This window comes from Pantoea brenneri, from assembly GCF_038594305.1.
GTDB lineage: Bacteria > Pseudomonadota > Gammaproteobacteria > Enterobacterales > Enterobacteriaceae > Pantoea > Pantoea brenneri.
Window position 1 is genome coordinate 112,155 of the sequence record NZ_JBCGBG010000004.1, and the last position, 25,237, is coordinate 137,391.

Below are 25,237 nucleotides of genomic sequence, written 5' to 3' on the forward strand. Positions count from 1 at the left end.
CTGTTGTTATCTGGAGCGGGACAGCTCGTGATGCAGCTCTGCTCACGCCCGCAGGTCCTGTCTGAGCGACCGTTACTGACCTTGCCGTTTGTGAGTCAAAACACCCTCACGATGGAGCGAGAGCCTAACTTGTTATACAACTTTAAAAGTTGAGAGCCATCACAAAAACCCTTTCTGCGCTGTGGGATACTGGAAACCTGCGAAATGACAGCCATTTAGCACGCTACAGGCGACAAAAGTGTCCATAACCGCCGGCAGACAACGTCGTTTATGTGAGCAGGATCGCAAATAAATCCGCAGCGCGCTGAAATTGGTATGATAACTTTGAGCCATTAGCGGTTCAGTTGATGAGGAAGTTTCTATGTCGCGTTTTATGACCGAGGATTTTTTGCTGGATAACGAGTTCGCCCGTCGTCTCTATCACGACTATGCGAAGGATCAGCCGATTTTCGACTATCACTGCCATTTGCCGCCGCAGCAGATTGCCGAAAATTATCGCTTCGCTAACCTTTATGATATCTGGCTGAAAGGCGATCACTACAAGTGGCGGGCGATGCGCGCCAACGGCGTACCGGAGGCGTTCTGTACCGGCGACGCCAGCGATCGTGAAAAGTTTGATGCCTGGGCGCGTACCGTGCCGCATACCATCGGCAACCCGCTCTATCACTGGACTCATCTGGAATTACGCCGGCCTTTCGGGATTACCGATACGCTGCTGTCGGAAAAAACCGCGGATAGCATCTGGCATCGCTGCAACGAACTGCTGGCGCAGGACAGCTTTACCACGCGCGGCATCATGCAGCAGATGAAGGTGAAAATGGTCGGCACCACCGACGATCCGCTGGACGATCTGCGTCATCATCACGCACTGGCGCAGGACAGCAGCTTTACTGTCAAAGTGCTGCCGAGCTGGCGGCCGGACAAAGCATTCAATATTGAAGCGGAAACCTTCCTGCCGTGGATTGAGACGCTGGAGCAGCTGACCGACATCAGCGTGCAGCGTTTTGACGATCTGCGCAGCGCGCTCTATCAGCGGCTGGATCACTTTGCGGCGCACGGCTGTAAAGTCTCCGATCACGCGCTGGACGTGGTCTGTTATGCCGAAGCGGATGACGCTACGCTGGATGGGATTCTGGCGCGCCGCCGCAGCGGCACGGCACCCAATCCGCAGGAGACCGCCCAGTTCAAAACCGCGGTGCTGGTGTGGCTGGGCAGTGAATATGCCCGTCGCGGCTGGGTGCAGCAGTATCACATTGGCGCGTTACGCAACACCAACCCGCGTCAGTATCAGCTGTTAGGGCCGGATGTGGGCTTCGACTCGATTAACGATCAGCCGCTGGCTGAACCGCTGGCCCGGCTGCTGGGCGCGCAGAATCTCAATAATGCGCTGCCAAAAACCATTCTCTACTGCCTTAATCCGCGCGATAACGAAGTGCTGGCGACCATGGCCGGTAACTTCCAGGGTGAAGGTCAGGCCGGCAAGATGCAATTTGGTTCCGCCTGGTGGTTCAACGATCAGCTTGATGGCATGCAGCGGCAGATGACCCAGCTGGCGCAGATTGGTTTGCTGAGTCGCTTCGTCGGGATGCTGACCGACAGCCGCAGCTTCCTCTCTTACACCCGCCACGAATATTTCCGCCGTCTGCTGTGCCAGATGATCGGTCGCTGGGTGGAGCAGGGCGAAGCGCCAGCGGATGAAGCGCTGTTAGGCGAGATGGTGCAAAACATCTGTTTCAACAATGCCCGTGATTATTTCGGCATTGAGCTGGGAGCTTGATAATGAAAAGGCTCAATCGGCACGACTTCCCGGGTGCGGTTTATCGCGATCGGGTGATCCAGTTTGGTGAAGGAAACTTTCTGCGGGCGTTTATCGACTGGCAGATTGACTGGCTTAACCAGCACCAGGGCACCGATGCCGGGATCGTGGTGGTGCGGCCGCGTAACCGTGAGGTCAGTGACAGCCTGAATCAGCAGGACGGGCTTTACACTACGCTGATTCGTGGCCTGAACGATCAGGGCGAGTCGGTGAGCGAAACCCGGCTGATTCGCAGCCTGAACCGCGAGATCCAGCCTTATCAGCAGTTCGGCGATTTTATGGCGCTGGCGCACAATCCCGATTTGCGCATGGTGTTTTCGAATACCACCGAGGCAGGTATCGTTTTTGACAGCAGCGATCGGCTCACCGACCAGCCTGCCAACAGCTTCCCCGGTAAACTGACCCAGCTGCTGTGGGCGCGCTATTGCCACTTCGAAGGCGCCAGTGATAAAGGCTGGCTGGTGGTGCCGTGCGAACTGATTGACCACAACGGCGATACGCTGCGCGATAGGGTGCTGCGCTACGCTGAGCACTGGCAGCTGCCCGCCGAATTTAACCGCTGGATTAACCAGCATTGCGCCTTCTATAACACGCTGGTGGATCGCATCGTCACCGGCTTCCCGGCTGAAAGCGCGCAGGTTGAGGCGGCGCTGGGCTATCAGGATCGCTATCTGGTGGCGGGCGAAGTCTACTATCAGTTTGTGATTCAGGGACCGTCGGCGCTGTTTAGCGAGCTGAAACTGGACGCGCTGGCACCCCAGGTGCGGCACGTCGATGACATTGCGCCGTATAAAGCGCAGAAGGTGGCGATCCTCAACGGCGCGCACACCGCGATGGTGCCGGTGGCCTTTCTCGCCGGACTGGAGAGCGTGGGCGAGGCGATGGACGATCCGGCGATTGCCGGCTTCGTGGATGCGTTGCTGCGCGACGAAGTGATCCCGACGCTCGATCTGCCCGCGAACGAACTGCACGCCTTTGCCGACGCGGTACAGCGTCGCTTCCGCAATCCGTTTATTCGCCATGCGCTGTTGTCGATTGCGCTGAACGGCATGACCAAATTCCGCACCCGTCTGCTGACGCCGATGCTGGCTGCACAGCAGCAGAGCGGCGAGTGGCCGACCCGCATCACTTTTGCACTGGCAGCGCTGATCGCTTTTTATCGCGGCGAATCGGCGGATAAAAGCTGGCCGTTGCAGGATGATGCACACTGGTTACAGCGCTACGCCGAAGGCTGGACGGCGCTGCAGGCCGATCAGATTTCGCCAGAGCAACTGGTGCGCAGCATCCTGAGTGATGCGCAGCACTGGGGCGAAGATTTAACCCAACGGCCCGATCTGGTGGCTGTGGTGACCCGACACCTGCAAAACATCATCGCCCACGGAATGCGTGAGGCGCTGAGTCAACTGAGATAACGCTATGCAAGACGCAATTAAAATACATTCCCGCGACAACGTCGCCGTGGCGTTGCGTGACTTAGACGCCGGCGTCACCACAGAGCTACTGGCGCATTCGGTGGCGCTGCAACAGGCTATCGGGCGCGGGCATAAGTTTGCCCTGCAGCCCATCGCTGAAGGCGAGCTGGTGATCAAATATGGTCTGCCGATCGCCCACGCCACTCAGCCGATTGCTGCCGGAGAGCTGATCCATTCACAGAACGCCCGCACCAACCTCAGCGATCTGGATCACTATCAGTATCAGCCGGACTTCGTGGCCATCCCGCCACAGCCGGGCGATCGTGAGGTGCAGATCTACCGTCGCCCTAACGGTGAGGTCGGTATCCGCAATGAATTATGGATCCTGCCGACCGTAGGCTGCGTTAACGGCATCGCACGGCAGATCCTGCAACGTTTCCTGAAGGAGACGCAGCAGGCGGAAGATGTTGATGGCGTCTTCCTGTTCAGCCATACCTTTGGCTGCTCTCAGCTTGGCCAGGATCACGAAAACACCCGCACCATGCTGCAAAATATGGTGCGTCATCCGAATGCGGGTGCGGTGCTGGTGATTGGTCTGGGCTGTGAAAATAATCAGGTTGATGCATTCCGTGACACTCTCGGCGCGTTTGAAAGCGACCGGGTGGAGTTTATGGTCTGTCAGCAGCACGACGATGAAGTGGAAGCCGGTGTGGAACGTCTGCATGCGCTGTATGAAAAAATGCGGCATGACCAGCGTCAGCCTGGCAAGCTCAGCGAGCTGAAATTTGGTCTCGAGTGCGGCGGGTCGGATGGGTTTTCAGGTATTACCGCCAATCCGCTGCTGGGACGCTTCTCGGACCAGATGATCGCCAATGGCGGCACCACCGTGCTGACCGAGGTGCCGGAGATGTTTGGTGCCGAACGCATTCTGATGAGCCGCTGCCGTGACGAAGCGATTTTCGGCAAAACGGTGGCGATGATTAACGACTTCAAGCAGTACTTCATCGATCATCATCAGCCGATCTACGAGAATCCATCGCCGGGGAATAAAGCGGGCGGCATCACGACGCTGGAAGAGAAGTCGCTCGGCTGCACCCAGAAAGCCGGACAAAGCCAGGTGGTTGATGTGCTGAAGTATGGCGAACGGTTAAAAACGCCAGGCCTCAACCTGCTGAGTGCGCCGGGCAACGATGCGGTGGCAACCAGTGCGCTGGCGGGTGCCGGCTGTCACATGGTGCTGTTCAGTACCGGACGCGGCACGCCGTATGGCGGTTTTGTCCCGACGGTGAAGCTGGCGACCAACACGCCGCTGGCCGAGAAAAAACCACACTGGATCGATTTTGATGCCGGACGGCTGATTGATGGCATGAGCATGGATCAAATGCTGGAAGATTTTGTGGATACCATTGTGGCGATTGCCAATGGCAAACCGACCAACAACGAAAAGAATGACTTCCGCGAGCTGGCGATCTTTAAAAGCGGGGTGACGCTGTAAAAAAGCGATCTGCTAAAGTGCGGGTTGCTTGAGATCGTTGCTAAAGTCCGGCTCAGTGGCGGTGAGACTGATCCTGCGAAGGGAACACGGTCCGATCGGAAAGTCGCAAAGGCCGTCATTCATGACACGTTCGGCCCGTGCGATTGCGTACCTCATCCCTGAGGTGCGCCCTGGCCGGGCTAGCGCTTTGCGTTGTTCAAAAACGCGCCCGGTGTTTTTATCCGGGCGGCGGGACGCTTTGCTCTTCGGACTCCGCCACCCGTTCTTTGAGCTATCAGAAAGATTAAGCCCGGCTGGTTTCGCGTTCGGCTTCGGCCTGACAGACCGCGGCAGTAAACAGGATGTCGGTCGAGGAGTTGAGTGCGGTTTCCGCCGAGTCCTGCAGCACGCCGATAATGAAGCCGACCGCGACTACCTGCATCGCCAGATCGTTGGGGATGCCAAACATATTACAGGCCACCGGGATCAGCAGCAGCGAACCGCCCGCCACGCCGGACGCGCCACAGGCACACAGTGAGGCGACCAGGCTGAGCAGAATCGCGGACGGGACGTCAATGTTGATCCCCAGCGTATGCACCGCCGCCAGCGTCAAGACCGTAATGGTGATTGATGCGCCCGCCATACTGATGGTCGCCCCCAGCGGAATGGAAACCGAATAGGTATCCTCATCCAGTCCCAGACGTTTCGCCAGCGCCATATTCACCGGAATATTGGCGGCTGAACTGCGGGTGAAGAAGGCGGTGACGCCGCTTTCGCGCAGGCAGGTAAACACCAGCGGATAGGGGTTACGGCGAATTTTAGAGAACACCAGCAGCGGGTTAACCACCAGCGCCATCAGCAACATGCAGCCGATTAACAGCGTCAGCAGATGGGCGTATTGCCACAGTGCGCCAAAGCCGGTAGAGGCAAGAATCGATGCCACCAGACCAAAAATACCGATCGGCGCACAGCGGATAACGCATCGCACCAGCCAGGTCACCGCGTGAGAGGCATCATTCAGTAAGTTGCGGGTAGAGTCACTGCTGTGACGAAACGCCAGTCCGAGACCAATCGCCCAGACCAGAATACCGATATAGTTGGCCTGCATCAGCGCGGTGATCGGGTTCGCCACCATGCTCATCAGCAGACCACGCAACACTTCGGTGATGCCGGACGGTGGCGTGATTTCGGTGCTGCCTACCGCCAGCGTCAGCGTCTGCGGCACCAGATGGCTGAACACCACGGCCACCACGGCGGCGAAAAAGGTACTCAGCAGATAGAGCATGATAATCGGCCGGATATTGCTTTTCTGGCCCTGCTGGTGATTAGCGATTGAGGCGATCACCAGCATCAGTACCAGCAGCGGTGCCACCGCTTTCAGCGCACTGACAAACAGTTCGCCCAGCAGTCCAACGGCCAGCGCCGCATCGCGAGAAATCCAGGCCAGCGCCACACCGGCAACCAGCCCAATCATGATTTGCTTCACCAGGCTGCCTGCGAACAGCGCGCCCAGACGTGAGGAGAGAGTTTTCTGCATAGTGTTTTCTATATTTTGTCGCGGATGTAGTTTTAGCGGCGATGTTTTGCATCGGCTAAAGCGGTTTGCCCGGCGGAGTATAAGGAAAAGATCGGATGAGAAAAGAGATAATTCTGCCAGTGTGGCCGCTGTCGGGTTTTTATTATGCTGGATATGGGAAGTGTGACAGAGGTATGAAATGTCGCTGCACGCAGCTGCAAAATAAAACAGGGGCATCGGCTGCCCCTGCAGGTAATTATGGCGCGATTTTTTTCTGGTCTCTTTTGCGGTTAACCCAGGCATTGATCAGCAGCGTTGACGCCAGGATCAGGCCGACGACGCTGAGCGAGATGCCAACCGGAATATGGTAGAGATCGACAATCAGCATCTTAAAGCCGATGAACACCAGCACGATCGCCAGGCCATATTTCAGCATCGAGAAGCGCTCGGCCACGTTTGCCAGCAGGAAGTACATGGCGCGCAGACCGAGAATTGCGAACAGGTTAGACGTCAGCACGATAAACGGATCCGTGGTTACCGCGAAGATGGCAGGAATACTGTCGACGGCGAAGATAACGTCGCTCAGTTCCACCATAATCAGCACCAGCAGCAGCGGTGTCGCAAACAGCACGCCATTTTTGCGGGTGAAGAACTTCTCACCTTCAAGTGCGTCGGTCATGCGCAGATGGTTACGCAGCCAGCGCACTACCGGCTTGTCGCCGACCGCATGATCGTCCTCTTTCGCCAGCGCCATTTTTACGCCGGTAAACAGCAGGAACGCCCCGAAGACATAGAGGATCCAGCTAAACTGCGTCACCAGCCAGCTGCCCGCAAAGATCATGATGGTACGCAGCACGATGGCGCCTAATACCCCGTAGATCAATACGCGGCGTTGCAGGTTCGCCGGAATCGAGAAGTAGCTGAACAGCATCAGCCAGACGAAGACGTTATCCACCGCCAGCGCTTTTTCCAGCACGTAGCCGGTCAGAAAGGCGAGGGTCTGGGTGTTGGCGACCTCACGCCCGGCGCTGCCTTCCAGATACCACCAGAACGCGGCGCTGAACAGCAGTGAAACCGACACCCAGATCAGCGACCAGACGGCGGCCTGTTTGAAAGTCATGGTCTGCGCGCCGCGGCGTCCCTGCAACAGCAGGTCGATGGCCAGCATGATCAGCACCACAACCGCAAAGCTGCCCCAGAGTAATGGCGTACCCACAGTTTGCATATTCGTATCCTGTCTGAAAAATAAAAAAAACGGCTGAAGTCAGAAGACGTCAGCCGCTTATTTTTGGTGTAAGCAAACCTCGCCTTCCGGCAAGGTCTCACTTACAACACAGAATAGATTCCGGGTTGCCTGATGACCGGATGCTTACGCAACGTAGTGACGATCGATCAGCTTACAAGTTACTCCCCTTTGCAGGAGCGTAAGTTACGGCTTAGCCGAACAGGAATCAATCGTTGTTGTTAATATTTAGAAATATTTACACTGCTGGCTGATCGGCCGGAAAAATCACCCCGGTCTGGCGGCGAATTTCGGTCAGCAGCGCGGCGGTAATACGTGAAACCTCCAGTGCCGGATGGTCCACCTGGCGCTGTTCAACCAGCCGGACAAAGGTTTCGGCTTCATACAGCATGGTATTGATATGCTGTGGCTGGCTCAGCGCCTGCTTTTCCGCACCGCGCGGAATAAAGGTCAGCTTCTGACACTCGGAGAGTTTCTCAATCACCAGCGCGCCCGCTTCGCCCTGAATTTCACTCGGAAGTGAGGAGTCACTCACCTTAGAGTGCAGGATCGTCACGTCAAAATCGCCGTAGCTCAGTACCACGACGCCGTGCGCATCCACGCCGCTTTCCAGCAGGGTGGCGCTGGCCTGCACCCGCTGCGGCGCACCCCACAACGCAACCGCCGACGCCAGGCAGTAATAGCCAATGTCCATAATTGAGCCGTTGGACCAGCGCGGATCGAAGGTGTTGGGGTTCTCGCCGTTGAGATAGCGCGGATAACGTGAGGAGTACTGACAGTAGCTCAGCAACGCTTTACGCAGCCTGCCAACCTCAGGCAGCGCCTGTTGCAGCCGGAGGAAGTTAGGCAGGCTGGCGGTTTTAAAGGCCTCAAACAGCACCACCTGATGCTGGCGGGCACAGGCGATCATCGCCTCCACCTCCTGCAGATTAGAGGCCAGCGGTTTCTCACAAATCACATGTTTGCCGTGCGATAAAAACAGCAACGCCTGCTGACAATGCAGGGCATTAGGGCTGGCAAGATAGACCGCATCAATCTGCGGACTGGCGGCCAGCGCCTCCAGCGAGGTAAAGGTCTGCTCGCAGGGATAATCGTGGCTGAACGCCTCGGCCTGCTGCTGACTGCGTGAATAGACCGCACACAGTTTCATCGCCCCGGTTTCATGGGCGGCATCAATAAACTGGCGTGTAATCCAATTTGTTCCCACAATGGCAAAACGAATCACGTCATCTCTCCGGCAGAAGTAAAGCGGCAGAGTAACATCTCTCCGGCCGGGTGCAATGGGGCCAGCCGGGCAGGCATTGATCCTGCGATCCGCATTCCAATAATATGATGACGCGATGATTTTCAGGGATAAACCAGGGAGCGCAGGTGAAAGCAAGTAAGCACGCATTAAACTGGACCACTTTACTGATTGCCATTCCGGTCGGATGCGCGGCCTCGCTGGTGACGCTGGCGTTTCGTGGCGTTATCGAGCTTATTAACCATCTGCTGTTCGCCAGCGGCGGCGAAATCACCGAGTCGGTACACCTCTGGCCGTGGATTTTCTGGCCGCTGCTGGTGGGCGGCGGCGGGGTGCTGGCGGGTTATTTTCTGCGCTACGCTGTCGCAATCGAGCAGCAACAGACGGTTAAAACCGACTACCTTGAGGTGATAAATGCCCGTCTCGATGCCGTTCCGACCAAAACCTCGCTTTTTCGCGCTTTATCTTCCATTGCCAGTATCGGCAGCGGCGCGTCGATAGGGAAAGAAGGGCCGATGGTGCAGCTATCGGCACTGTGCGGCAGCGCGATTGGCCGGCTGTTACCGGCGTCGCTTAACCTGAAAAACAGTGACGTGGTGGCCATGGCAGCGGCGGCAGGTCTGTCGTCGGTCTATCACGCGCCGCTGGCGTCAGCGATTTTTGTGGCGGAGATTGCCTTTGGTATTTCAGCGCTGCAGCGGCTGATACCGCTGATTATCGCCTCGGCCGTGGCGGTGATGACCATGTGGTCGCTGGGTTTTCGCAATGCGCTTTATCCGCTGGCAGAAGCCAGTTTCCAGATGGATCTCAGCAGCCTGTTGATGACGGTGGTGATCGGTTTGGTTGCCGGTCTGGCCGGCTGGCTGCTGATTAAGCTGATTGCCCGCAGCAAGCTGCTGTTCAGCAGGGTGGCGTCGCTGCCGCTGCGGCTCGGCGCGGGCGGCGTCGCGGTCGGTTTACTGGCGCTGATTTCTACCGACATTCTCGGTAACGGCTACGAGGTGATCGTTAAGGTGATGGCGGGCCACTATCTGCTGCCAGGCCTGCTGCTGTTGCTGGTGCTGAAGACGCTCGCCACCAGCCTGTCGGTCGGATCGAATGCGGTCGGCGGTCTGTTTACTCCGTCGTTGCTGATTGGCGCGCTGCTGGGGGTGATTATCGCCAGCGTCGGGGCGGCGCTGCATTTGCCGCTCGGCAATGCGCTGCTTTATGCCGCGATTGGCATGGCGGCGGTGCTGGCTGCCGTCAGTCAGGCACCGTTAATGGCGATGCTGATGGTGCTGGAGATGACGCTCAACAGCAGCCTGCTGTTCCCGCTGATGATCGCCTCGGTGCTGGCGTCGATGGTGGTCTACCGGCTGCAATCGACCAGCACCTACCCGGTAGTGAGTCATCACTTCAACCGGTCCGAAGCCAAATACGACTTCGATAATATGCGCATCGCTGAGCTGATCATTGCCGGTGCGGCGTTGCAGCCCCACGAGTCGGTCGGCCAGGCGCTGGCGGTCAGTTCGCTGAAGCGGGAACGCTACGTCTATGTGATCAATGACGTCGGGGCGTTTCTGGGCGTGGTATCGATCCATGAGATTTCACGGCGGGTACTGGCGCAGGAGATCACGCTCGACTCACCGGTGCAGTGCGTGATGGATGACGAGTTTCCGGTGGTTTATCAGAACCAGAGTATGCGTGAGGGCTGGGAAGCGTTTGCGGCGGTGACGCTGGAGCGGTTGCCGGTGCTGAACAATCCGCAGGAACGGCGCTTTCTCGGGGCGCTGACCAAAACCAGCCTGATCCAGAAAGCGCAGGAGTTTCTTTAAGCCGCGTTGCCGCGCATCGCCTGATCGGTCATCCACAGGCGGGCATCAAACTCAAGCTGGTGGTAATCCGGCTCCATATGGCAGCAGAGCTGGTAGAACGCTTTGTCGTGATCCTTCTCTTTCAGGTGCGCCAGCTCATGCACCACGATCATCCGCAGAAAGGGTTCCGGCGCGAGGCGGAAAAAGGTCGAAATACGGATTTCGGCCTTGGCCTTCAGGTTGCCGCCCTGCACCCGCGAAATGGCGGTATGCAAACCCAGCGCGTGCTTCATTACCTTAATCTTGTTATCCCAGATCACTTTACTGATCGGCGGCGCGTTGCGCATGTAGCGGTTTTTTAGCGCCAGCGTGTAGTCGTACAGCGCTTTATCGCTCATCACGTCGTGCGTGTCGGGATAACGTTGCTGCAGAAACGCGCCTAAACGCTGATGGGTGATCAACGTCTGAACCTGCTCAAGAATGGGGGCAGGATAACCCTGCAGGTAGATCAGTGAGGACATTAGGGATTCCCGGCGAAAGACAGTATACTGCGCCCCCTTTTTGGGGCGAAAATCAATCAAAGTGTACCACGCCGGAGAATTCATGAGCCAACTTGAACTGAACGATCGCACACTGATCCTGCATCGTTTCCCGCAGATGCGTGACGAAAGTCCATTACAAGCCTGGGATGCGGCTGATGAATATCTGTTGCAGCAGACGCTGCCCGATGGCCCGGTGCTGGTGGTTAACGACAGCTTTGGTGCGTTAACCTGCGCGCTCAATCCGCGTACCGTCTGGCACATCAGCGACTCCTGGCTGAGCCAGCAGGCGACACGTCAGAACCTGGCGTTAAACGCGCTGGATGACGGCGAAGTCCATTTCCTCGATAGCCTGGCTGCGCTGCCAGCCGCTCCGGCCGCGGTGCTGATCAAGGTGCCAAAAACGCTGGCGCTGCTGGAACATCAGCTGCGCGCGATCCGTCAGGTGGCGACGCCAGAGACGGTAATCCTGGCCGCGGCGCGTGCCAAAGAGATCCATAATTCGACGCTGCAGCTGTTTGAACAGATTATCGGTGAAACCCGCACTTCGCTGGCGTGGAAAAAAGCGCGGCTGATTTACAGCCATTTCACCCAGCCCGCGCTGCGTGACGCTGAGCCAACGCTGGTCTGGCCGCTGGATGGCACGCCTTATCAGATTCACAACTACGCCAATGTGTTCTCACGTGCGTCGCTGGATATCGGGGCGCGACTGTTTGTGCAGCATCTGCCGGAAAATATTGAGGGCGAGATTGTCGATCTCGGCTGTGGCAACGGCGTGGTAGGGCTGGTGGCGCTGGAGCAGAACCCGCTGGCCGAGGTGCATTTCCTTGATGAGTCCTACATGGCGGTCGCCTCCAGCCAGCGTAACGTTGAAGTTAACCGGCCTGAGGATGTGAGCCGCTGCCAGTTTCGCGTCAATAACGTGCTGAGTGGTTATCCTTCCGATCGTCTGCACGCGGTGCTGTGCAACCCGCCATTCCATCAGCAGCATGCGGTTACCGATCATCTGGCGTGGCAGATGTTCCGTGATGCAAAACGCTGCCTGCAATATGGCGGCGAGTTGCGCATTGTCGGCAACCGCCACCTCGATTATCACCACAAACTGAAAAAGCTGTTTGGCAACTGCACGCTGGTCGCCTCGAACCAGAAGTTCGTGGTGCTGCGTGCGGTGAAGATGCGCTAATCAGATGCTGAGCGCCAGCTGCGTCGCCTGCGCGATAGCGCGGCGCGCATCCAGTTCCTGCGCCACATCCGCACCGCCAATCAGCGTGACCGTTTGACCTCTTTCCCGCAGCGCAGCTTCCAGTTCGCGCTGCGGTTCCTGCCCGGCGCAGATAATCACGTTATCGACCGCTAACAGCAGCGTTTCACCGTCGCGTCTCAGATGCAGCCCGGCATCATCAATCGCCAGATACTCTACGCCGCCCCACATCTGCACGCCGCGCGCCTGCAGGCTGGTGCGATGGATCCAGCCGGTGGTTTTAGCCAGCGACGCGCCCGGTTTACCGGCCCGCCGCTGCAACAGCCAGATCTGTCGGGCAGCGGCAGGCGGCTGCGGCGTTATCAGGCCGCCACGCTGGCTCAGGCTGCGATCGATGCCCCATTCGCGATAGAACGCGGCCAGCTCATCCTGATGCGGCGGCTGTGACAGATATTCCGCGGTGTCAAAACCAATTCCACCCGCGCCAATAATGGCGACGCGCGCGCCAACCGGGCGCTTATCGCGTAATACCTCGAGGTAGCTCAGCACGCAGGGATGGTCGATGCCGGGGATCGCCGGGGTGCGCGGCTGAATGCCGGTCGCCAGGATCACTTCATCGGCCGCGCTGAGCTGGTCAGCCCCGACCTGACAGCCGGTGATCACCTTTACGCCTGCCGCCGCCAGCTGATGGCGGAAATAGCGCAGCGTTTCGCTGAACTCCGCTTTACCGGGGATCTGCCGGGCAATATTAAACTGGCCGCCAATGTCGGGCGCGGCATCGTAAAGCGTCACCTGATGGCCGCGCTGCGCCGCCTGCAGTGCAAACGCCATTCCGGCGGGACCGGCTCCGACCACCGCCAGACGGCGTGGCGCGGTGGTGGCGACCACCGGCATCAGTGACTCATGGCAGGCGCGAGGATTGACCAGGCATGAGGTGATCTTGCCGGCAAAAACCTGGTCGAGGCAGGCCTGATTACAGGCAATACAGGTATTGATGCTGTTATCGTCGCCGCGCTGCGCTTTACTGACAAAGGCGGCATCGGCCAGAAAAGGGCGCGCCATCGACACCATATCAGCGCAGCCTGACTGCAACAGCTGCTCGGCAACGGCGGGGTGATTAATACGGTTGGTGGCGATCACCGGCACCTTCACCTGCTCACGCAGGCGCTGCGTCACCCAGGCAAACGCCGCACGCGGCACGCAGGTGGCGATGGTCGGAATGCGCGCCTCATGCCAGCCAATGCCGGTGTTGAACAGCGTCACGCCACACTGCTCCAGCTCGGCCGCCAGCTGCAACGTCTCTTCCAGCGTGCTGCCGTCTTTGATCAGATCCAGCATCGACAGGCGGAAAATAATGATAAAGGCCTCGCCCGTGGCGGCACGGACCGCGCGGGTGATCGCCAGGGCGAACTGCATACGCTGGCGGAAGTCACCGCCCCAGCGATCGGTGCGCTGATTGGTATGCTTAACCAGAAACTGGTTAATCAGATAGCCTTCCGAACCCATGATCTCCACGCCATCGTATCCTGCCTGCTGCGCCAGTCGGGCGCAGCGGGCAAAATCCGCAATGGTCTGTTCGATATCGGCATCGCTCATCGCCTGAGGCGTAAACGGATTAATCGGGGCCTGGCGAGCCGAGGGCGCGACCAGATCCGGTTGATAGCTGTAACGACCAGTATGCAGGATCTGCAACGCGATTTTCCCCTGATGCTGGTGCACGGCGGCGGTAATCGGCCGGTGCCAGGCACACTGTGACGCGTCGGTGAGCATTGCGCCGTGTGCGGTTGTCACGCCTTGTGGATTCGGAGCGATGCCGCCGGTGACGATCAGCGCCACTCCCTCACGCGCCCGTTCGCCATAGAACGCGGCCAGCCGCGCAGCACCCTGCGGATGTTCCTCCAGTCCGGTGTGCATCGACCCCATCAGAAAACGGTTTTTAAGTTGGGTAAAGCCAAGGTCCAGCGGCGTAAACAGCGCGGGATAGTGTGGATTGAGCTGGGTCATAATCACTCACTGCGAAGTGGTCGGATGAGTCAACTCTAGCGGCTTCCGGGTTAAAAAAAAGTGAAACAGTGTCAGGGTGTGAGTGAAATCAAAAACATCTGACCCGGCGACGGGCCGGGCCGGGCAACTTCGCCCGTGCCAGCCGTGCGATTAACGACACCGGATCCACGAGTAGCGGGAATGATAGCCGTTGCCGAAGTGGGTATTATGGCGATAGCTCGAGCCGCTCTCCGCCATGCAGTAGGTACAGACGTTGACGTTTTCGATCTGCTGCGGCGGCACGCCGCTCTGTATCAGCATCTGCGTCGCCAGCGCCGGCAGATCAAACCAGACGCCCTGCTGCCGGGCGTTCGCCTGCGGACGCTGTGCCAGTGGGTTGATCGGCTGGTTGTGCTGCCAGCGAAGCCAGCCAGCAAGGGACGGGCGCTGCTGCATCTCAGCCAACTGCGGTTCGGCCAGTTCGTAACAGCAGGGACCCATTGCCGGACCGATGGCCACCGTCAGGTTTCGTGGATCGCTGCCCTGTTGCTGTAGCTTTTCTACCGCACGGGTCAGGACGCCCGCCAGCGTGCCCTTCAGCCCGGCATGCACCGCCGCCACGGTTTTACGCTGTGAATCGGCGAACAGCACCGGTAAGCAATCAGCGGTGTAGGCCGCAACCGGGCGGCTGCCGGTGCTGATGATGCCATCTGACTCGCAGCTTTTTGGCGGCGTATTTTCAATATCGGTCACCACGGTGGCGCTATGACGCTGATGGCCATAAGCTGCATCGGCAGGCGGGGGATCGCCAGCCGCCTGAAAGGCGTAATCCAGCCAGTCGAGCGAGTCGAGCAAGGTTGAGCGCGGGGTCACGGCCATAAGAATCTCCTGTCATAACGGCGTGCGTTGAGCTCCCCACAGCTTACGTTAACTGCTACATTTTTGAAGCTTTCCCACTCCGACCTTTCTCACCTTAAGGATGACATGATGAAAACCTCAGCAAAACTCGCCGCGTCCGGACTGGTTGCGCTGCTGTTAACCGGCTGCGCAACGTCGTCGCACCCGACGGCACAACAGCAACTCGGCCAGCAATCGGTGCTGGCGGTGAACTGGTTCCAGCAGTCAGGTGAATATCAGGCCCTGACCTGGCAAGCCTTTAACAGCGCGCGCCTCGCGTTTGACCAGGCACCGTCACTGACCGGCAAACCTAAAGCGGTGATTGTCGATCTGGATGAAACCATGCTGGATAACAGCGCATACAGTGCCTGGCAGGCGAAGAACGGCCAGCCGTTCAGCAGTAAAAGCTGGTCGGCCTGGACTCAGGCGCGACAGGCCAAAGCGGTGCCGGGCGCGCTGGAGTTTGCGCGTTATGTCACTCAGCACGGTGGCACGCTGTTCTATGTGTCGAATCGCGATCAGCAGGACTACGCCGCAACGGTTGCCAATATGCAGCAGCTGGGCTTTCCCAACGTCAGCGACAAAACGGTCCGTCTGAACACCGACAGCTCGAACAAACAGGCGCGTTTCGATGCCATCAAAAATGAAGGCTACAACGTGGTGCTGTACGTCGGCGATAACCTTAACGACTTTGGCGGTGCGACCTGGCATCAGGGCAATCAGCAGCGTCGTGATTTTGTGAATCTGAACCATCAGCAGTTCGGCACGCAGTTTATCGTGCTGCCTAATCCTCTGTATGGCGACTGGGAGAGCGGAATGGCGGAAAATTACAATAAACTGACGCCGGAACAGCAGCTGTCGGTGCGGGAATCACGGCTGCAAAGCTGGAACGGTAAATAATTCGTCAAGAAAAAGAGCCTGACCTGTTCAGGCTCTGTTAACAAACGGTCCTGATTTACTTTCATGTGTCACTATTTTGCTGCAAATTAAATAAATCATCTCTTGCTCCATTCTTATATTAAACCCGGCACGTTTCACTGCCTGTCAGGCTTAAAGGCGGTGAATTATGCTAATGGTTAATTTTCATAATTAAGAGTATTCCTGGTAAATAGCCAGTCGTCTGGTATGGCAGTATTTACCCCCGCTAAAAGTAATTGTATTTATTTGTCATGGGTAACTTTAGTTATTTAATGTTTTAATTTTAGTTAATTGATTTTAAGAGATTAAATATCTTAATCGCTATTTTATTCAGTCCCGCCGCGCTTAATTAAATTTACTGGTCATTGACCGTAACTGACATACTGTTGACAAAAAGTCACGCCTGATGGCACGCCAGAATAGGGGGGCGTGCATTAGTAATGATTAGCGTCTATAACCTTTTTCTGTGACTGGCTTCTTATTTCACTGACGGCTCGCGCTTTATTTGTGAGTTGATACACTTCGTGGTTGGCCGGGATGCGACCTCCCGGTAGTAGAGAGAAGATGATTGTGACGACACTTAAACCCTTATTAGCGAAAAATCGCAGTTGGGCATTACAGCGCCGCCAGCGTAACCCGAATTATTTTGAAAAATTCCTGCATCAACAAAAACCTCACTCATTATGGATTGGCTGCTCGGACAGTCGCGTACCGGCAGAGGTGTTAACCGGCTCCCATCCTGGCGAACTTTTTGTGCATCGCAATATCGCCAATATGGTGGTTGAGGATGACGACAATTTGCTCAGCGTATTGCAATACGCGCTCTTCTTTCTCGGTGTGAAACGGATTGTATTAAGCGGCCACTATGGCTGCGGTGGCGTAGAGGCCGCGCTGAATCTGCCCGGCAGCGTGCTGGAACATCAGGACTCGGCGCTGGCGCGCCGTATCAGCACACTGCGGCAGGCGATTGAGGCTGGCCTGGCGGAAACTCCCGCAGCCGAAGAGAGCCAGAGCGATCTGCTTGACCGCCTGGTTGAGGCCAACGTGAAGGCACAATTCGCCCGACTGGTGAAAACCGAACCGGTCCGGCAAATCTGGCAATCGGGCCAGCCACTGGAGGTGTTTGGTTGTGTTTATGACCTGCGCACCGGCCATCTCAAAGAGTTGATTCAGCAATCTGCAGAGGAACCTTCACCATGAATCTCGATACCCTACGCCGTGATATCCCAGCGGGTCTGGTGGTTTTCCTGGTCGCTTTGCCGCTCTGTCTTGGCATTGCGCAAGCCAGCGGATTACCGCCGTTTGCCGGCCTGCTGACCGGGGTGATTGGCGGCCTGGTCGTCACTTCCCTGAGTCCGTCACGGTTTGCCGTCAGCGGCCCGGCGGCCGGTCTGGTCACAATTGTGGTGGCCTCGATGGCCTCGCTCGGCAGCTTTTCCGCCTTTCTCACCGCGCTGATTATCGCCGGTGCCTTGCAATGCCTGTTTGGCCTGATGCGCGCCGGGCGGTTTATCTCGCTGGTGCCGGGTAGCGTGATTAAAGGCATGCTGGCAGCGATTGGCCTGTTACTGATCATGCAGCAGATTCCGGTCGCGCTGGGCGCGGCAGGAGATGCCGAACTGATTTCGCTGGTCACAGGCGAGATGACTTTCTCGCTGCCGGCGATGCTGGTGGCGGGCATCGGATTGGCTATCCTGTGTTTGTGGACCACCGCGCCGGTGAAACGCATCAAGGCGCTGGCGTGGATCCCGGGGCCGCTGATTGCCGTGCTGATTGGCTGTCTGGCGACGGTAGTGGCCGGGCGCCTCTATCCTGAGATGGCGGGTAGGCTGGCGCGCATCTCACTGCCGGCGTTTGACAGCGTCTCTGCGCTGGTGGCGGAACTGGAGACGCCAGACTGGATGGCGTGGCAAAACCCGCAGGTATGGGTGGTGGCGCTGACCTTAGCGCTGGTGGCCAGCCTGGAGACCTTGCTGAGTCAGGAAGCGCTGAAAAAGCTTCGTCCACAGACGCCGGCACCTTCGCCAAATAGAGAGATGTTTGCCCAGGGGATCGGTAACCTGGCCGCCGGCTTTCTGGGCGCAATGCCGATTACCGCGGTGATCGTCCGCAGTTCAGTGAACGTCAGCGCGGGCGCACAAACCAAACTGTCGATTTTCATTCACGGCGTACTGCTGCTGATTTGCGGGATGTGGTTTAGCGAGATGCTGAACGCCATTCCACTGGCCAGCCTGGCGGCAGTGCTGCTCTATACCGGCTACAAGCTGGCAACGCCGCGTCTGTTTGTGGAACAGTTCCGCATGGGCGCTCAGCAGTACGTGCCGTTCCTCGCCACCATCGTGGGTATTATTTCCCTGGGAATGCTGGTCGGTATTGGTATCGGTATCGCCACGCAGATCCTCTATAGCATCTACAAAAGTCATCGCAACGCGCTGCAGCTCACCCGTTACGACGACCACTACGTGCTGCGCTTTCAGCAGAACCTGACCTTTATGCATAACCCGAAGCTGCAGGGGCTGCTGGATGAGATCCCCGAGAACAGCGTGGTGATCGTTGATAACGACAACGCCGAATATATCGATCCGGATGTCAAAGCGGTGCTGAAGGATTTTGGCGATAATGCAGATAAACGCGGAATTCGCCTCAGTCAGTGGCCGGTTGCGGTAAAATAGCCTTAAGCGCAACGGTTAACACGTCAGAGCAGCAAAAATCGGATATCTCGGATATCCGGTTTTTTTATTTACGGGGCATAATTGGCCCCATTCCCGCTGCCGCCTGACGTGTTTCACCTGTAAGGGGGCAATTTGCCCGCTGATTTCAAAGTTAGCCCATGAATAGTGGTTTTATCGCAGGATGACTTTGGTGGCGCCCAGGATTAAATCATTCTGACGCCACGCCCCTTTCAGGTTGGCGTGGACAGCCCGTCTCTCTGCGACAAGGTCCGGATGTATGCACGTTAAGCTGTTTGAAGAACACAATGTTAAGAAAAATGCACTCTCGCTGTTTTTGATTACCTTGCTGTTCTGCTTTATCGGTGGGCATCTGCGCATTCCACAGGAGCTGTCGCTGTTCTGGCCGGTCAATGCGATCGTTGCCGGAGTGATTGTCCGCAACCCTTTCCTGCATCAGGCTCGCTATTATTTCACCTGCTTTAGCGCAATGGTGTTTAACGATGCGGTTTTTTCCGGCTGGACGCTGGCAGCCTTTACTCTCAACATTGCCAACCTGCTGTTTATTCTGGTCGCCGTATCGTTGCTGGTGAAGCATCTCCAGCATGACTCCGGCAGCGAACGCATCACCAGCGTGTTACGCATTTTCCCGGCCTGCCTGCTGGCGGCGCTGGTCTGTGCGGCCTGGGGCGCACTGGCGCAGCAGGCCAATTTTGATGCGGCGCTGGCGACCGCCTGGGGCGACTGGTTCAGTGAACAGTTCTCAACCGGGCTGATGCTGTTGCCGTTCTTACTGACGCGCGACTGGCGAACCCTGTCGCCACGTCAGCTGTTGCAGGTCCGTAAGCTTTCACCGGTGATCGCGGTGGTCTTTTCGCTGGTGGTCGGTGCGATGATGGGCGGCGCGGGCAGCCTGACGTTCCCGGTACCGGCGCTGGTCTGGTGCGCTATCGTATTGCCGATGACCCTCACCAGCCTGGTGATTTTACTGACCGGCATCACCGAGATCATTCTGGTTTCTCACGGCGTGATGAACATTCAGGGCAATGATAATCTGCTGCCGATCAGCCATCTGACCTCGGCGCGGCTGGGCGTAGCGACAATTGCCATCAGCCCGCTGATTGTGGCCGCGAGCATGGATGCGATCCGTCAGCTCAATCAGCGACTCGCGCTGCGGGCCAATTACGATTTCCTGACCCAGCTGCTATCGCGATCCGGTCTGTATGAGAGTCTTCGAACCGAACCGTTCAGCCCGTCGCGTAAAGCCGGTGTGATCCTGCTGGATGTCGACTATTTCAAAACCATTAATGACAATTTTGGTCATGATGCTGGCGACAGCGTACTGGAAGAGATCGCCCGCCGTATGCAGCGGGTGGTGGGCAAAAAAGGGCGTATCTGCCGGTTTGGCGGGGAAGAGTTTGTGGTGGTGCTGTTTGATCAGGATCCGGAAGCGCTCTATTTTCTCGCCGAGTCGATTCGTCAGACAATCGCGAAAGAGAAATTCTGGCTGCAGGGCAGTACGGTCACGGTGACGGTCAGTTCAGGGCTGGCTCATGGCAGCGCTGGCGATGCGAGTGACTGGCCACGGATGATTAACCGGTTGATTTCGGCAGCTGATAAAAACCTCTATCTGTCGAAACGCAATGGCCGTAATCAGACCTCGCCGGTTAATCATCGCTCCATTACCAGCGACGTGGCCTGAAACCACGTCGCTGAGAGCGATTAGCTGACGCTGCTTTTCAGGCTGCTGGCTTGCTGGTGACGTTCCATTGCCAGCTCGATCAGGCGGGTAATCAGATCCTGATAGCTGAGTCCGGCTGCCTGCCACAGTTTGGGATACATGCTGATATTGGTGAAGCCGGGCAGGGTGTTGACTTCGTTGACGATAATCTCGCCTTCATCGGTCAGGAACACATCGACCCGTGCCATACCGAAACACTCCAGCGCACTAAACGCCCTGATGGCAACCTCACGAATGGCCTCGCTGACCGCCGCAGGAATCGCCGCTGGTACCACCGTCTGCGCGCCAGTTTCAGAGATGTATTTGGTGTCATAAGAGTAGAACGCATCATGCACCACGATCTCGCCGCAGGGGCTGGCCTGCGGGGCATCATTTCCCAGCACGGCACACTCGATCTCGCGACCTTTTATCCCGGTTTCAATCAGCACTTTACGGTCAAAGGTAAAGGCCAGTTCCAGCGCCGCCTCAAAGGCGTCCGCACTGTCGACTTTGCTGACGCCAACCGAGGAGCCCTGATTGGCAGGTTTGATAAACAGCGGCAGGCCAAGGCGGGCGATCACCGCGTCGGCATCCAGTGTGGCGCGCTGAGACTGGGTGACGCTCAGCCACGGGGCGACTTTCAGGCCGGCATCGCGTAACAGGCGCTTGGTAAAGTCTTTATCCATGCTGACCGCAGAGCCCAGCACGTCAGAACCGACAAACGGCAGCGAGGCCATGCGCAGTAAACCCTGCAGAGAACCATCCTCGCCCAGCGTGCCGTGTACAATCGGGAAAATCACATCGATCTGCGACAGCGGATGCGCATCGCGACGGGTAATCAGCGGTTGCTGCTGGTTGCCGGGCACCAGCGCGACATCTTCAGCCGCGCGATTCAGGGCAATCAGAGCCGGATTTTCAGCATTCAGTAAGAAGTCCGAAGCATCATTAAGACGCCAGTGCCCCTGCTTATCGATACCCAGCAACACTACCTCAAACCTGGTTTTGTCGATCGCATCGAGAATATTTTTGGCCGACTGCAACGACACTTCATGCTCAGCCGATTTGCCGCCAAACACGATCCCTACCCGCAACTTTGTCATCAATTTCTGCCTGCTGAAAAATCAAAACCACAAGATAGCACGCAGTTCTCCGATGAAAACAGGGCAGCGCGGCAGAATGTTGGCTGGGAAGGGGCAGGCACAAAAAATAACAGGATGGATGGCGGACTAGCCAACCCGAAGAGGCGCTAAGGCGGGAATTTATGCGGCGCTGCTGCTTAAGACAGTGAAACCTCAGGCTGCTGAAGCCTGTCCGGCGTCAGACACAGAATGGGCGGTTTTCCGGCATGTCGGGTTTTATCTTAGTGGCGGAAACGGACTGACTGCCGATCCCAGCGATCGCCGTTGGTAAGAAATGCCTCATCATCCGCTTGAGATAAGGGGTTACCGTAACACTCTGCCTGGCCTTAAGATCTCGCTGCTGACCACCAGGTAGGAAGCTAACGTCTTATGAATTTTTCACTCTGATGGCCTGACTGTCATATTTTAACGGTGGTTGAGAAGCCATCTGATATAGCCAATCGGCCAGACGACAACATCATTAAATAACTCCAGCGGTAGAGTGATGTTGCAATTTTCAACCGTGTGAGCGCCGTCAAATTCATATCATAGAGATTTAAATATACTAGAATGGTAGTGCGGTTTTTGTGAACAGAAACCACCACCTTGCGACAACACATCCCGGGCTTAGAAAACCACTTTTACCTTGTCCGCTTTACGCGATTGATGATGAGGAACAGTCACTATTCATAATTCAGACCTTAATTTCATTGGGTTATTGTTTGTGATGATGATGATTACAGTGAGCGAGTAATTAAACGGACGGATAGAGGTTATCGCAAAGGTAATAGATGAATGAAGTAATTTTCAGCAATGTTCTGTTCAAAATTTCAGTTTAAAAATACTCTCATCCTGTCACTATTTTGAGGCTCTATATGCTACCTTTTTTATCACTTTTTTGGGTGCTGGCAGGAATTGTTATCCTGGTTGTGCTTAACCTGAAATATAAAGTCCATAATATATTTTCTTTACTGATTGCCGGAATATTTGTCGCCATTATGGTCGGTATTCCGTTAGAAAAAGTGGTTACGGTTATTCAGCAGGGGATTGGTAGCATTATGGGTCACCTCGCGCTGATTATTATATTCGGCGCGATCATTGGAAAATTCATGACGGAATCAGGGGCCAGCCAGCAAATTGCCGATACCGTTATACGCCATTGTGGCACCCGCTATCTCTCCATCGGCCTGATGTTTATAGGAGTGATATTCGGCATCGCAATGTTTTATGAAGTCGCATTCCTGATTGCCATGCCATTAGTGATGAACATCGCGGTAAAAGCCAACATTCCTTACATGAAACTGGTGATCCCGACGGTAGTGGGGGCCACGATGGGACACAGCCTGTTCCCCCCTCAGCCTGGCCCGATTGCCTTAATCAGTGCGTTCAATGCCGATATCGTCCAGGTTTATCTTTATGGCGTAGTGGTAATTTTGCCCGCCTTATACTGTGCCGGTATTTTATTACCGAAGTTTCTGCCAGGGATAAATCGCATCCCGCTAAACTCAGTTATTAAGCCGATTGAGGAAATCGATTCGCAGCAGCTTCCCTCGTTTAAAATCAGTATCCTGATCCCGTTGATTCCGGCCATCCTGATGATTCTGGCTTCGGTGGTCAGGCCGCTGGCGGGTGAAGCGTCGATCCTCACCCAGGTGTGCAAATTACTTGGCAGCGCAGAAATCAGCATGCTACTGGCGACTTTTACCGCGATTTGGTTTCTCGGTGTTAAACGCGGCATGACGGCAGATGGCATTACGCAGCATGTCTCAAAGTCGATTTCTCAGATTGCCAATGTGCTTTTTGTCATCAGCGCCGGCGGCATTCTGAAGCAGGTGATTATCGATTCTGATGTTGGCGACAGCATTGTTCAGCTGATGAGTCACGTTCCGTTCTCGCCCTTTATTATCGCCTGGTTAATCACTGCCGTTATCCGCATTCTTACCGGGCAAGGCGCAGTTGCCGCAATCACCTCCGCCGGCATTGTCGCGCCGATGATTGGCGCCTTCGATCTCAATCCCGCCTTAATGGTGCTTGCTGTCGCCTGTGGCAGTAACACAATTACCTTGATGTATGACGGCGGCTTTTTGCTGTTTAAAGAGACGTTTGGCATCTCTATGAAGGACACCTTTAAAACCTGGGGATTACTGGAATTAATTAACTCGGTAGTCGGGCTGGGGATGGTGATGCTGATTAGTCAGTTTTTAGATTAAGTATCGGCCCAGCTTAGCTGGACTCTATGGTTTAAGCGGGCAAGCTATCTGCTTTTTTAGCTACTTCTGATTCCATTCTGCAGGATCAGCAAAGCTGAGTCAGGACGACAGGAATCTAACATGGCGGAATACGTGGCTCAGTAAGTTGAGCGAGCTTTTTATCCCAGACGGGCGACACGCGAACTGGCCTCGTCAAGATGATGGCGTAATGTCTCAAGGCATGGGGTGAAATTGGCGGAGAAACGCTCGCAATTGCTCGCTGTAACCAGGAAGTTCTCTGCCAGACCCAACGCTTCCTGCCAGATATCCCGGCTAATTACTTCCGGTAATGATGCTGGTCGAAGCTCGTTCACGATTGCACCACCCGTTCTGGGAGCGAACCCCATAGGCAGAATATCGTAGGCAGGTGCAAGCTGATACGGGCGACCGTGGCTACTAATGAACGACAAGTTTCCGTGGTGCATGTCGGTATTGCCAATTAGCATCCCAAATGCCCAGAGCCGGGCAGTACTCGCTGCGGCATCAGGATGGACATGCCCCTCCTTAACAAGGCTGTTAACCAGAACAGGCCAGGGGGCGCTGGCGTTGCCGACAAATTCTGCCTCAAGTGCCCGCAGTGAGAAGATGCCAATACGTCCCAGTTTGCCAACGCGGTCGAATCGGGGGACCTCCAGGAATCGCTGACCACCAAAATCATATACCTCAGTCTCCACACCGAGCACCCTCAATGCCAGGTGCTCCGCTAGCAGGAGATCGCGCCAACGTTCGCTAATCGGATTATCGTCCCGGGCTGAGAATTTCACTAAGACGTGACCGCGTTCAGTATAAGTGCAAAATTTCGGCTGTTCCCCCCCTGCAGAAGATCCCGGTGCTTCACCGGCTCCAGCCGCTATTGCCAAAGCGGGGTACGCTGTGGCCCGCTCAACGGGGGTGGGTTCCGGCATTTCAAGGAAACGTTCTCGTGCTTGCTCTCCTATCAGCAGGTTGCCGATAGCATCATGACCCTGCGCAAGCAACGCCCTAACGACATCCTGGTCTGCCCATTGTTCTGGATTCGCTGACAGACCGAGATCAGCCGCATAGGCTGATGCATAGGCTCGCCCGAGATATCCTTGTGGACGCATATCAAATAGCCACCACGGCAGCCCGTCACTATGAAGACTTATATTGTCGGTCTGCACCATGACAAATCCCTCAGGATGAACCGGAATAAGCTCGCCAAGGGGTCTGATGCGTCCTTCATCAGTGATGCGGTAAATGGGAGCAGATCGGAATCCGCGAAAAACATCGCGTAGAACGTACTGAATAGATGGACCCGCTCCAATTCGAACAATGTCATCGCCAATATCTCTTATTGCGCGGGACAATGTTGGCTGGCTAATTGCCATCACTTCAATCAGTTGCCGAGCTTGCATCGGACCCTGGCTGAGTAATCGACGTATCGTTTCAGAGCGAGTGAGCATAAATTTGAATCGCTTTTTG

General features: G+C 56.3%; 18 protein-coding genes. 10 read left to right on the forward strand and 8 right to left on the reverse strand.

What is annotated here, in order from left to right; translation table 11 throughout:
* Nucleotides 1-361 precede the first annotated feature (361 nt).
* Genes uxaC through AABB92_RS16655 form a run of 3 tightly spaced genes read left to right on the forward strand, consistent with a single transcriptional unit; the run spans nt 362 to nt 4,723 of the window.
* The gene (gene uxaC, locus AABB92_RS16645; protein ID WP_031377210.1) at nt 362-1,777 is read left to right on the forward strand and encodes a glucuronate isomerase; all 1,416 of its coding nucleotides are present in this window, start codon (nt 362-364) and stop codon (nt 1,775-1,777) included.
* Nucleotides 1,778-1,779: 2 nt separating this feature from the next.
* Entirely contained in the window at nt 1,780-3,228 is a 1,449-nt protein-coding gene (locus AABB92_RS16650; protein WP_046289264.1) for a tagaturonate reductase, read from the forward strand.
* 4 nt (nt 3,229-3,232) lie between these two features.
* The gene (locus AABB92_RS16655) at nt 3,233-4,723 is read left to right on the forward strand and encodes a UxaA family hydrolase (protein WP_031377209.1); all 1,491 of its coding nucleotides are present in this window, start codon (nt 3,233-3,235) and stop codon (nt 4,721-4,723) included.
* A gap of 283 nt (nt 4,724-5,006) precedes the next feature.
* Here the strand turns inward: AABB92_RS16655 and sstT are convergent, their stop codons facing one another.
* The 3 genes from sstT to AABB92_RS16670 form a co-directional block, all read right to left on the reverse strand.
* Entirely contained in the window at nt 5,007-6,239 is a 1,233-nt protein-coding gene (sstT, locus tag AABB92_RS16660; protein ID WP_031377208.1) for a serine/threonine transporter SstT, read from the reverse strand.
* 235 nt (nt 6,240-6,474) lie between these two features.
* Complete coding sequence (locus AABB92_RS16665; RefSeq protein WP_031377207.1) at nt 6,475-7,443, reverse strand: TerC family protein; 969 nt, start codon at nt 7,441-7,443, stop codon at nt 6,475-6,477.
* 256 nt (nt 7,444-7,699) lie between these two features.
* Nucleotides 7,700-8,686, reverse strand: coding sequence for a Gfo/Idh/MocA family protein (locus tag AABB92_RS16670; protein WP_031377206.1), 987 nt, complete (start codon nt 8,684-8,686; stop codon nt 7,700-7,702).
* Nucleotides 8,687-8,832: 146 nt separating this feature from the next.
* Between AABB92_RS16670 and AABB92_RS16675 the strand changes: the two genes are divergently transcribed.
* Nucleotides 8,833-10,521, forward strand: a complete 1,689-nt coding sequence (locus AABB92_RS16675) for a chloride channel protein (RefSeq protein ID WP_031377205.1) — start codon at nt 8,833-8,835, stop codon at nt 10,519-10,521.
* Here the strand turns inward: AABB92_RS16675 and AABB92_RS16680 are convergent.
* A complete protein-coding gene (locus AABB92_RS16680) occupies nt 10,518-11,021 on the reverse strand; it encodes a M48 metallopeptidase family protein (protein ID WP_046289263.1) in 504 nt (167 codons plus the stop codon). The two genes, AABB92_RS16675 and AABB92_RS16680, sit on opposite strands and share 4 nt — an antisense overlap.
* Nucleotides 11,022-11,103: 82 nt before the next feature.
* On the opposite strand from AABB92_RS16680, the gene rlmG reads away from it, so the two are divergent.
* Nucleotides 11,104-12,222, forward strand: a complete 1,119-nt coding sequence (gene rlmG / locus AABB92_RS16685) for a 23S rRNA (guanine(1835)-N(2))-methyltransferase RlmG (RefSeq protein ID WP_031377977.1) — start codon at nt 11,104-11,106, stop codon at nt 12,220-12,222.
* Here the strand turns inward: rlmG and AABB92_RS16690 are convergent, their stop codons facing one another.
* Together AABB92_RS16690 and AABB92_RS16695 are read right to left on the reverse strand one after the other, a co-directional pair.
* Nucleotides 12,223-14,244, reverse strand: coding sequence for an NADPH-dependent 2,4-dienoyl-CoA reductase (locus AABB92_RS16690; RefSeq protein ID WP_046289262.1), 2,022 nt, complete (start codon nt 14,242-14,244; stop codon nt 12,223-12,225). It abuts the gene before it with no gap.
* A 150-nt stretch (nt 14,245-14,394) separates the two neighbouring features.
* The gene (locus tag AABB92_RS16695; RefSeq protein WP_046289261.1) at nt 14,395-15,102 is read right to left on the reverse strand and encodes a purine nucleoside phosphorylase YfiH/LACC1 family protein; all 708 of its coding nucleotides are present in this window, start codon (nt 15,100-15,102) and stop codon (nt 14,395-14,397) included.
* A 108-nt stretch (nt 15,103-15,210) separates the two neighbouring features.
* Between AABB92_RS16695 and AABB92_RS16700 the strand changes: the two genes are divergently transcribed.
* The 4 genes from AABB92_RS16700 to AABB92_RS16715 all read left to right on the forward strand — a co-directional run bounded on the left by AABB92_RS16700 (nt 15,211) and on the right by AABB92_RS16715 (nt 20,409).
* Nucleotides 15,211-16,020, forward strand: a complete 810-nt coding sequence (locus tag AABB92_RS16700) for a 5'-nucleotidase, lipoprotein e(P4) family (protein WP_031376577.1) — start codon at nt 15,211-15,213, stop codon at nt 16,018-16,020.
* A gap of 582 nt (nt 16,021-16,602) precedes the next feature.
* On the forward strand, nt 16,603-17,238 hold the full coding sequence (locus AABB92_RS16705; protein ID WP_046289260.1) for a carbonic anhydrase: 636 nt from the start codon (nt 16,603-16,605) through the stop codon (nt 17,236-17,238).
* Nucleotides 17,235-18,710 carry a SulP family inorganic anion transporter gene (locus tag AABB92_RS16710; RefSeq protein WP_046289259.1) on the forward strand — a complete coding sequence of 492 codons (1,476 nt, stop codon included), beginning with the start codon at nt 17,235-17,237 and terminating at the stop codon, nt 18,708-18,710. The genes AABB92_RS16705 and AABB92_RS16710 overlap by 4 nt, the downstream gene beginning before the upstream one ends.
* Before the next feature lie 277 nt (nt 18,711-18,987).
* Entirely contained in the window at nt 18,988-20,409 is a 1,422-nt protein-coding gene (locus AABB92_RS16715) for a GGDEF domain-containing protein (protein WP_031376578.1), read from the forward strand.
* A 20-nt stretch (nt 20,410-20,429) separates the two neighbouring features.
* On the opposite strand, the gene ddlA is transcribed toward AABB92_RS16715, so the two are convergent.
* Nucleotides 20,430-21,527: a D-alanine--D-alanine ligase gene (gene ddlA / locus AABB92_RS16720; protein WP_031376579.1), complete on the reverse strand. Its 1,098-nt coding sequence runs from the start codon at nt 21,525-21,527 to the stop codon at nt 20,430-20,432.
* A gap of 893 nt (nt 21,528-22,420) precedes the next feature.
* On the opposite strand from ddlA, the gene AABB92_RS16725 reads away from it, so the two are divergent.
* Nucleotides 22,421-23,755, forward strand: a complete 1,335-nt coding sequence (locus AABB92_RS16725; protein WP_031376580.1) for a gluconate:H+ symporter — start codon at nt 22,421-22,423, stop codon at nt 23,753-23,755.
* Nucleotides 23,756-23,913: 158 nt separating this feature from the next.
* Here AABB92_RS16725 and yjjJ read toward each other — a convergent pair whose 3' ends face one another.
* On the reverse strand, nt 23,914-25,218 hold the full coding sequence (gene yjjJ / locus AABB92_RS16730; protein ID WP_031376581.1) for a type II toxin-antitoxin system HipA family toxin YjjJ: 1,305 nt from the start codon (nt 25,216-25,218) through the stop codon (nt 23,914-23,916).
* Nucleotides 25,219-25,237: the final 19 nt, after the last annotated feature.

What these genes read in the sequence shown, in the direction of transcription:
- sstT (WP_031377208.1), bottom strand. Translation starts at nt 6,239, where the DNA reads ATGCAGAAAACTCTCTCCTCACGTCTGGGCGCGCTGTTCGCAGGCAGC.
- AABB92_RS16700 (WP_031376577.1), top strand. Translation starts at nt 15,211, where the DNA reads ATGAAAACCTCAGCAAAACTCGCCGCGTCCGGACTGGTTGCGCTGCTG.
- AABB92_RS16695 (WP_046289261.1), bottom strand. Translation starts at nt 15,102, where the DNA reads ATGGCCGTGACCCCGCGCTCAACCTTGCTCGACTCGCTCGACTGGCTG.
- AABB92_RS16715 (WP_031376578.1), top strand. Translation starts at nt 18,988, where the DNA reads ATGCACGTTAAGCTGTTTGAAGAACACAATGTTAAGAAAAATGCACTC.
- uxaC (WP_031377210.1), top strand. Translation starts at nt 362, where the DNA reads ATGTCGCGTTTTATGACCGAGGATTTTTTGCTGGATAACGAGTTCGCC.
- rlmG (WP_031377977.1), top strand. Translation starts at nt 11,104, where the DNA reads ATGAGCCAACTTGAACTGAACGATCGCACACTGATCCTGCATCGTTTC.
- AABB92_RS16705 (WP_046289260.1), top strand. Translation starts at nt 16,603, where the DNA reads ATGATTGTGACGACACTTAAACCCTTATTAGCGAAAAATCGCAGTTGG.
- AABB92_RS16690 (WP_046289262.1), bottom strand. Translation starts at nt 14,244, where the DNA reads ATGACCCAGCTCAATCCACACTATCCCGCGCTGTTTACGCCGCTGGAC.
- AABB92_RS16655 (WP_031377209.1), top strand. Translation starts at nt 3,233, where the DNA reads ATGCAAGACGCAATTAAAATACATTCCCGCGACAACGTCGCCGTGGCG.
- ddlA (WP_031376579.1), bottom strand. Translation starts at nt 21,527, where the DNA reads ATGACAAAGTTGCGGGTAGGGATCGTGTTTGGCGGCAAATCGGCTGAG.
- AABB92_RS16665 (WP_031377207.1), bottom strand. Translation starts at nt 7,443, where the DNA reads ATGCAAACTGTGGGTACGCCATTACTCTGGGGCAGCTTTGCGGTTGTG.
- AABB92_RS16710 (WP_046289259.1), top strand. Translation starts at nt 17,235, where the DNA reads ATGAATCTCGATACCCTACGCCGTGATATCCCAGCGGGTCTGGTGGTT.
- AABB92_RS16650 (WP_046289264.1), top strand. Translation starts at nt 1,780, where the DNA reads ATGAAAAGGCTCAATCGGCACGACTTCCCGGGTGCGGTTTATCGCGAT.
- yjjJ (WP_031376581.1), bottom strand. Translation starts at nt 25,218, where the DNA reads ATGCTCACTCGCTCTGAAACGATACGTCGATTACTCAGCCAGGGTCCG.
- AABB92_RS16680 (WP_046289263.1), bottom strand. Translation starts at nt 11,021, where the DNA reads ATGTCCTCACTGATCTACCTGCAGGGTTATCCTGCCCCCATTCTTGAG.
- AABB92_RS16725 (WP_031376580.1), top strand. Translation starts at nt 22,421, where the DNA reads ATGCTACCTTTTTTATCACTTTTTTGGGTGCTGGCAGGAATTGTTATC.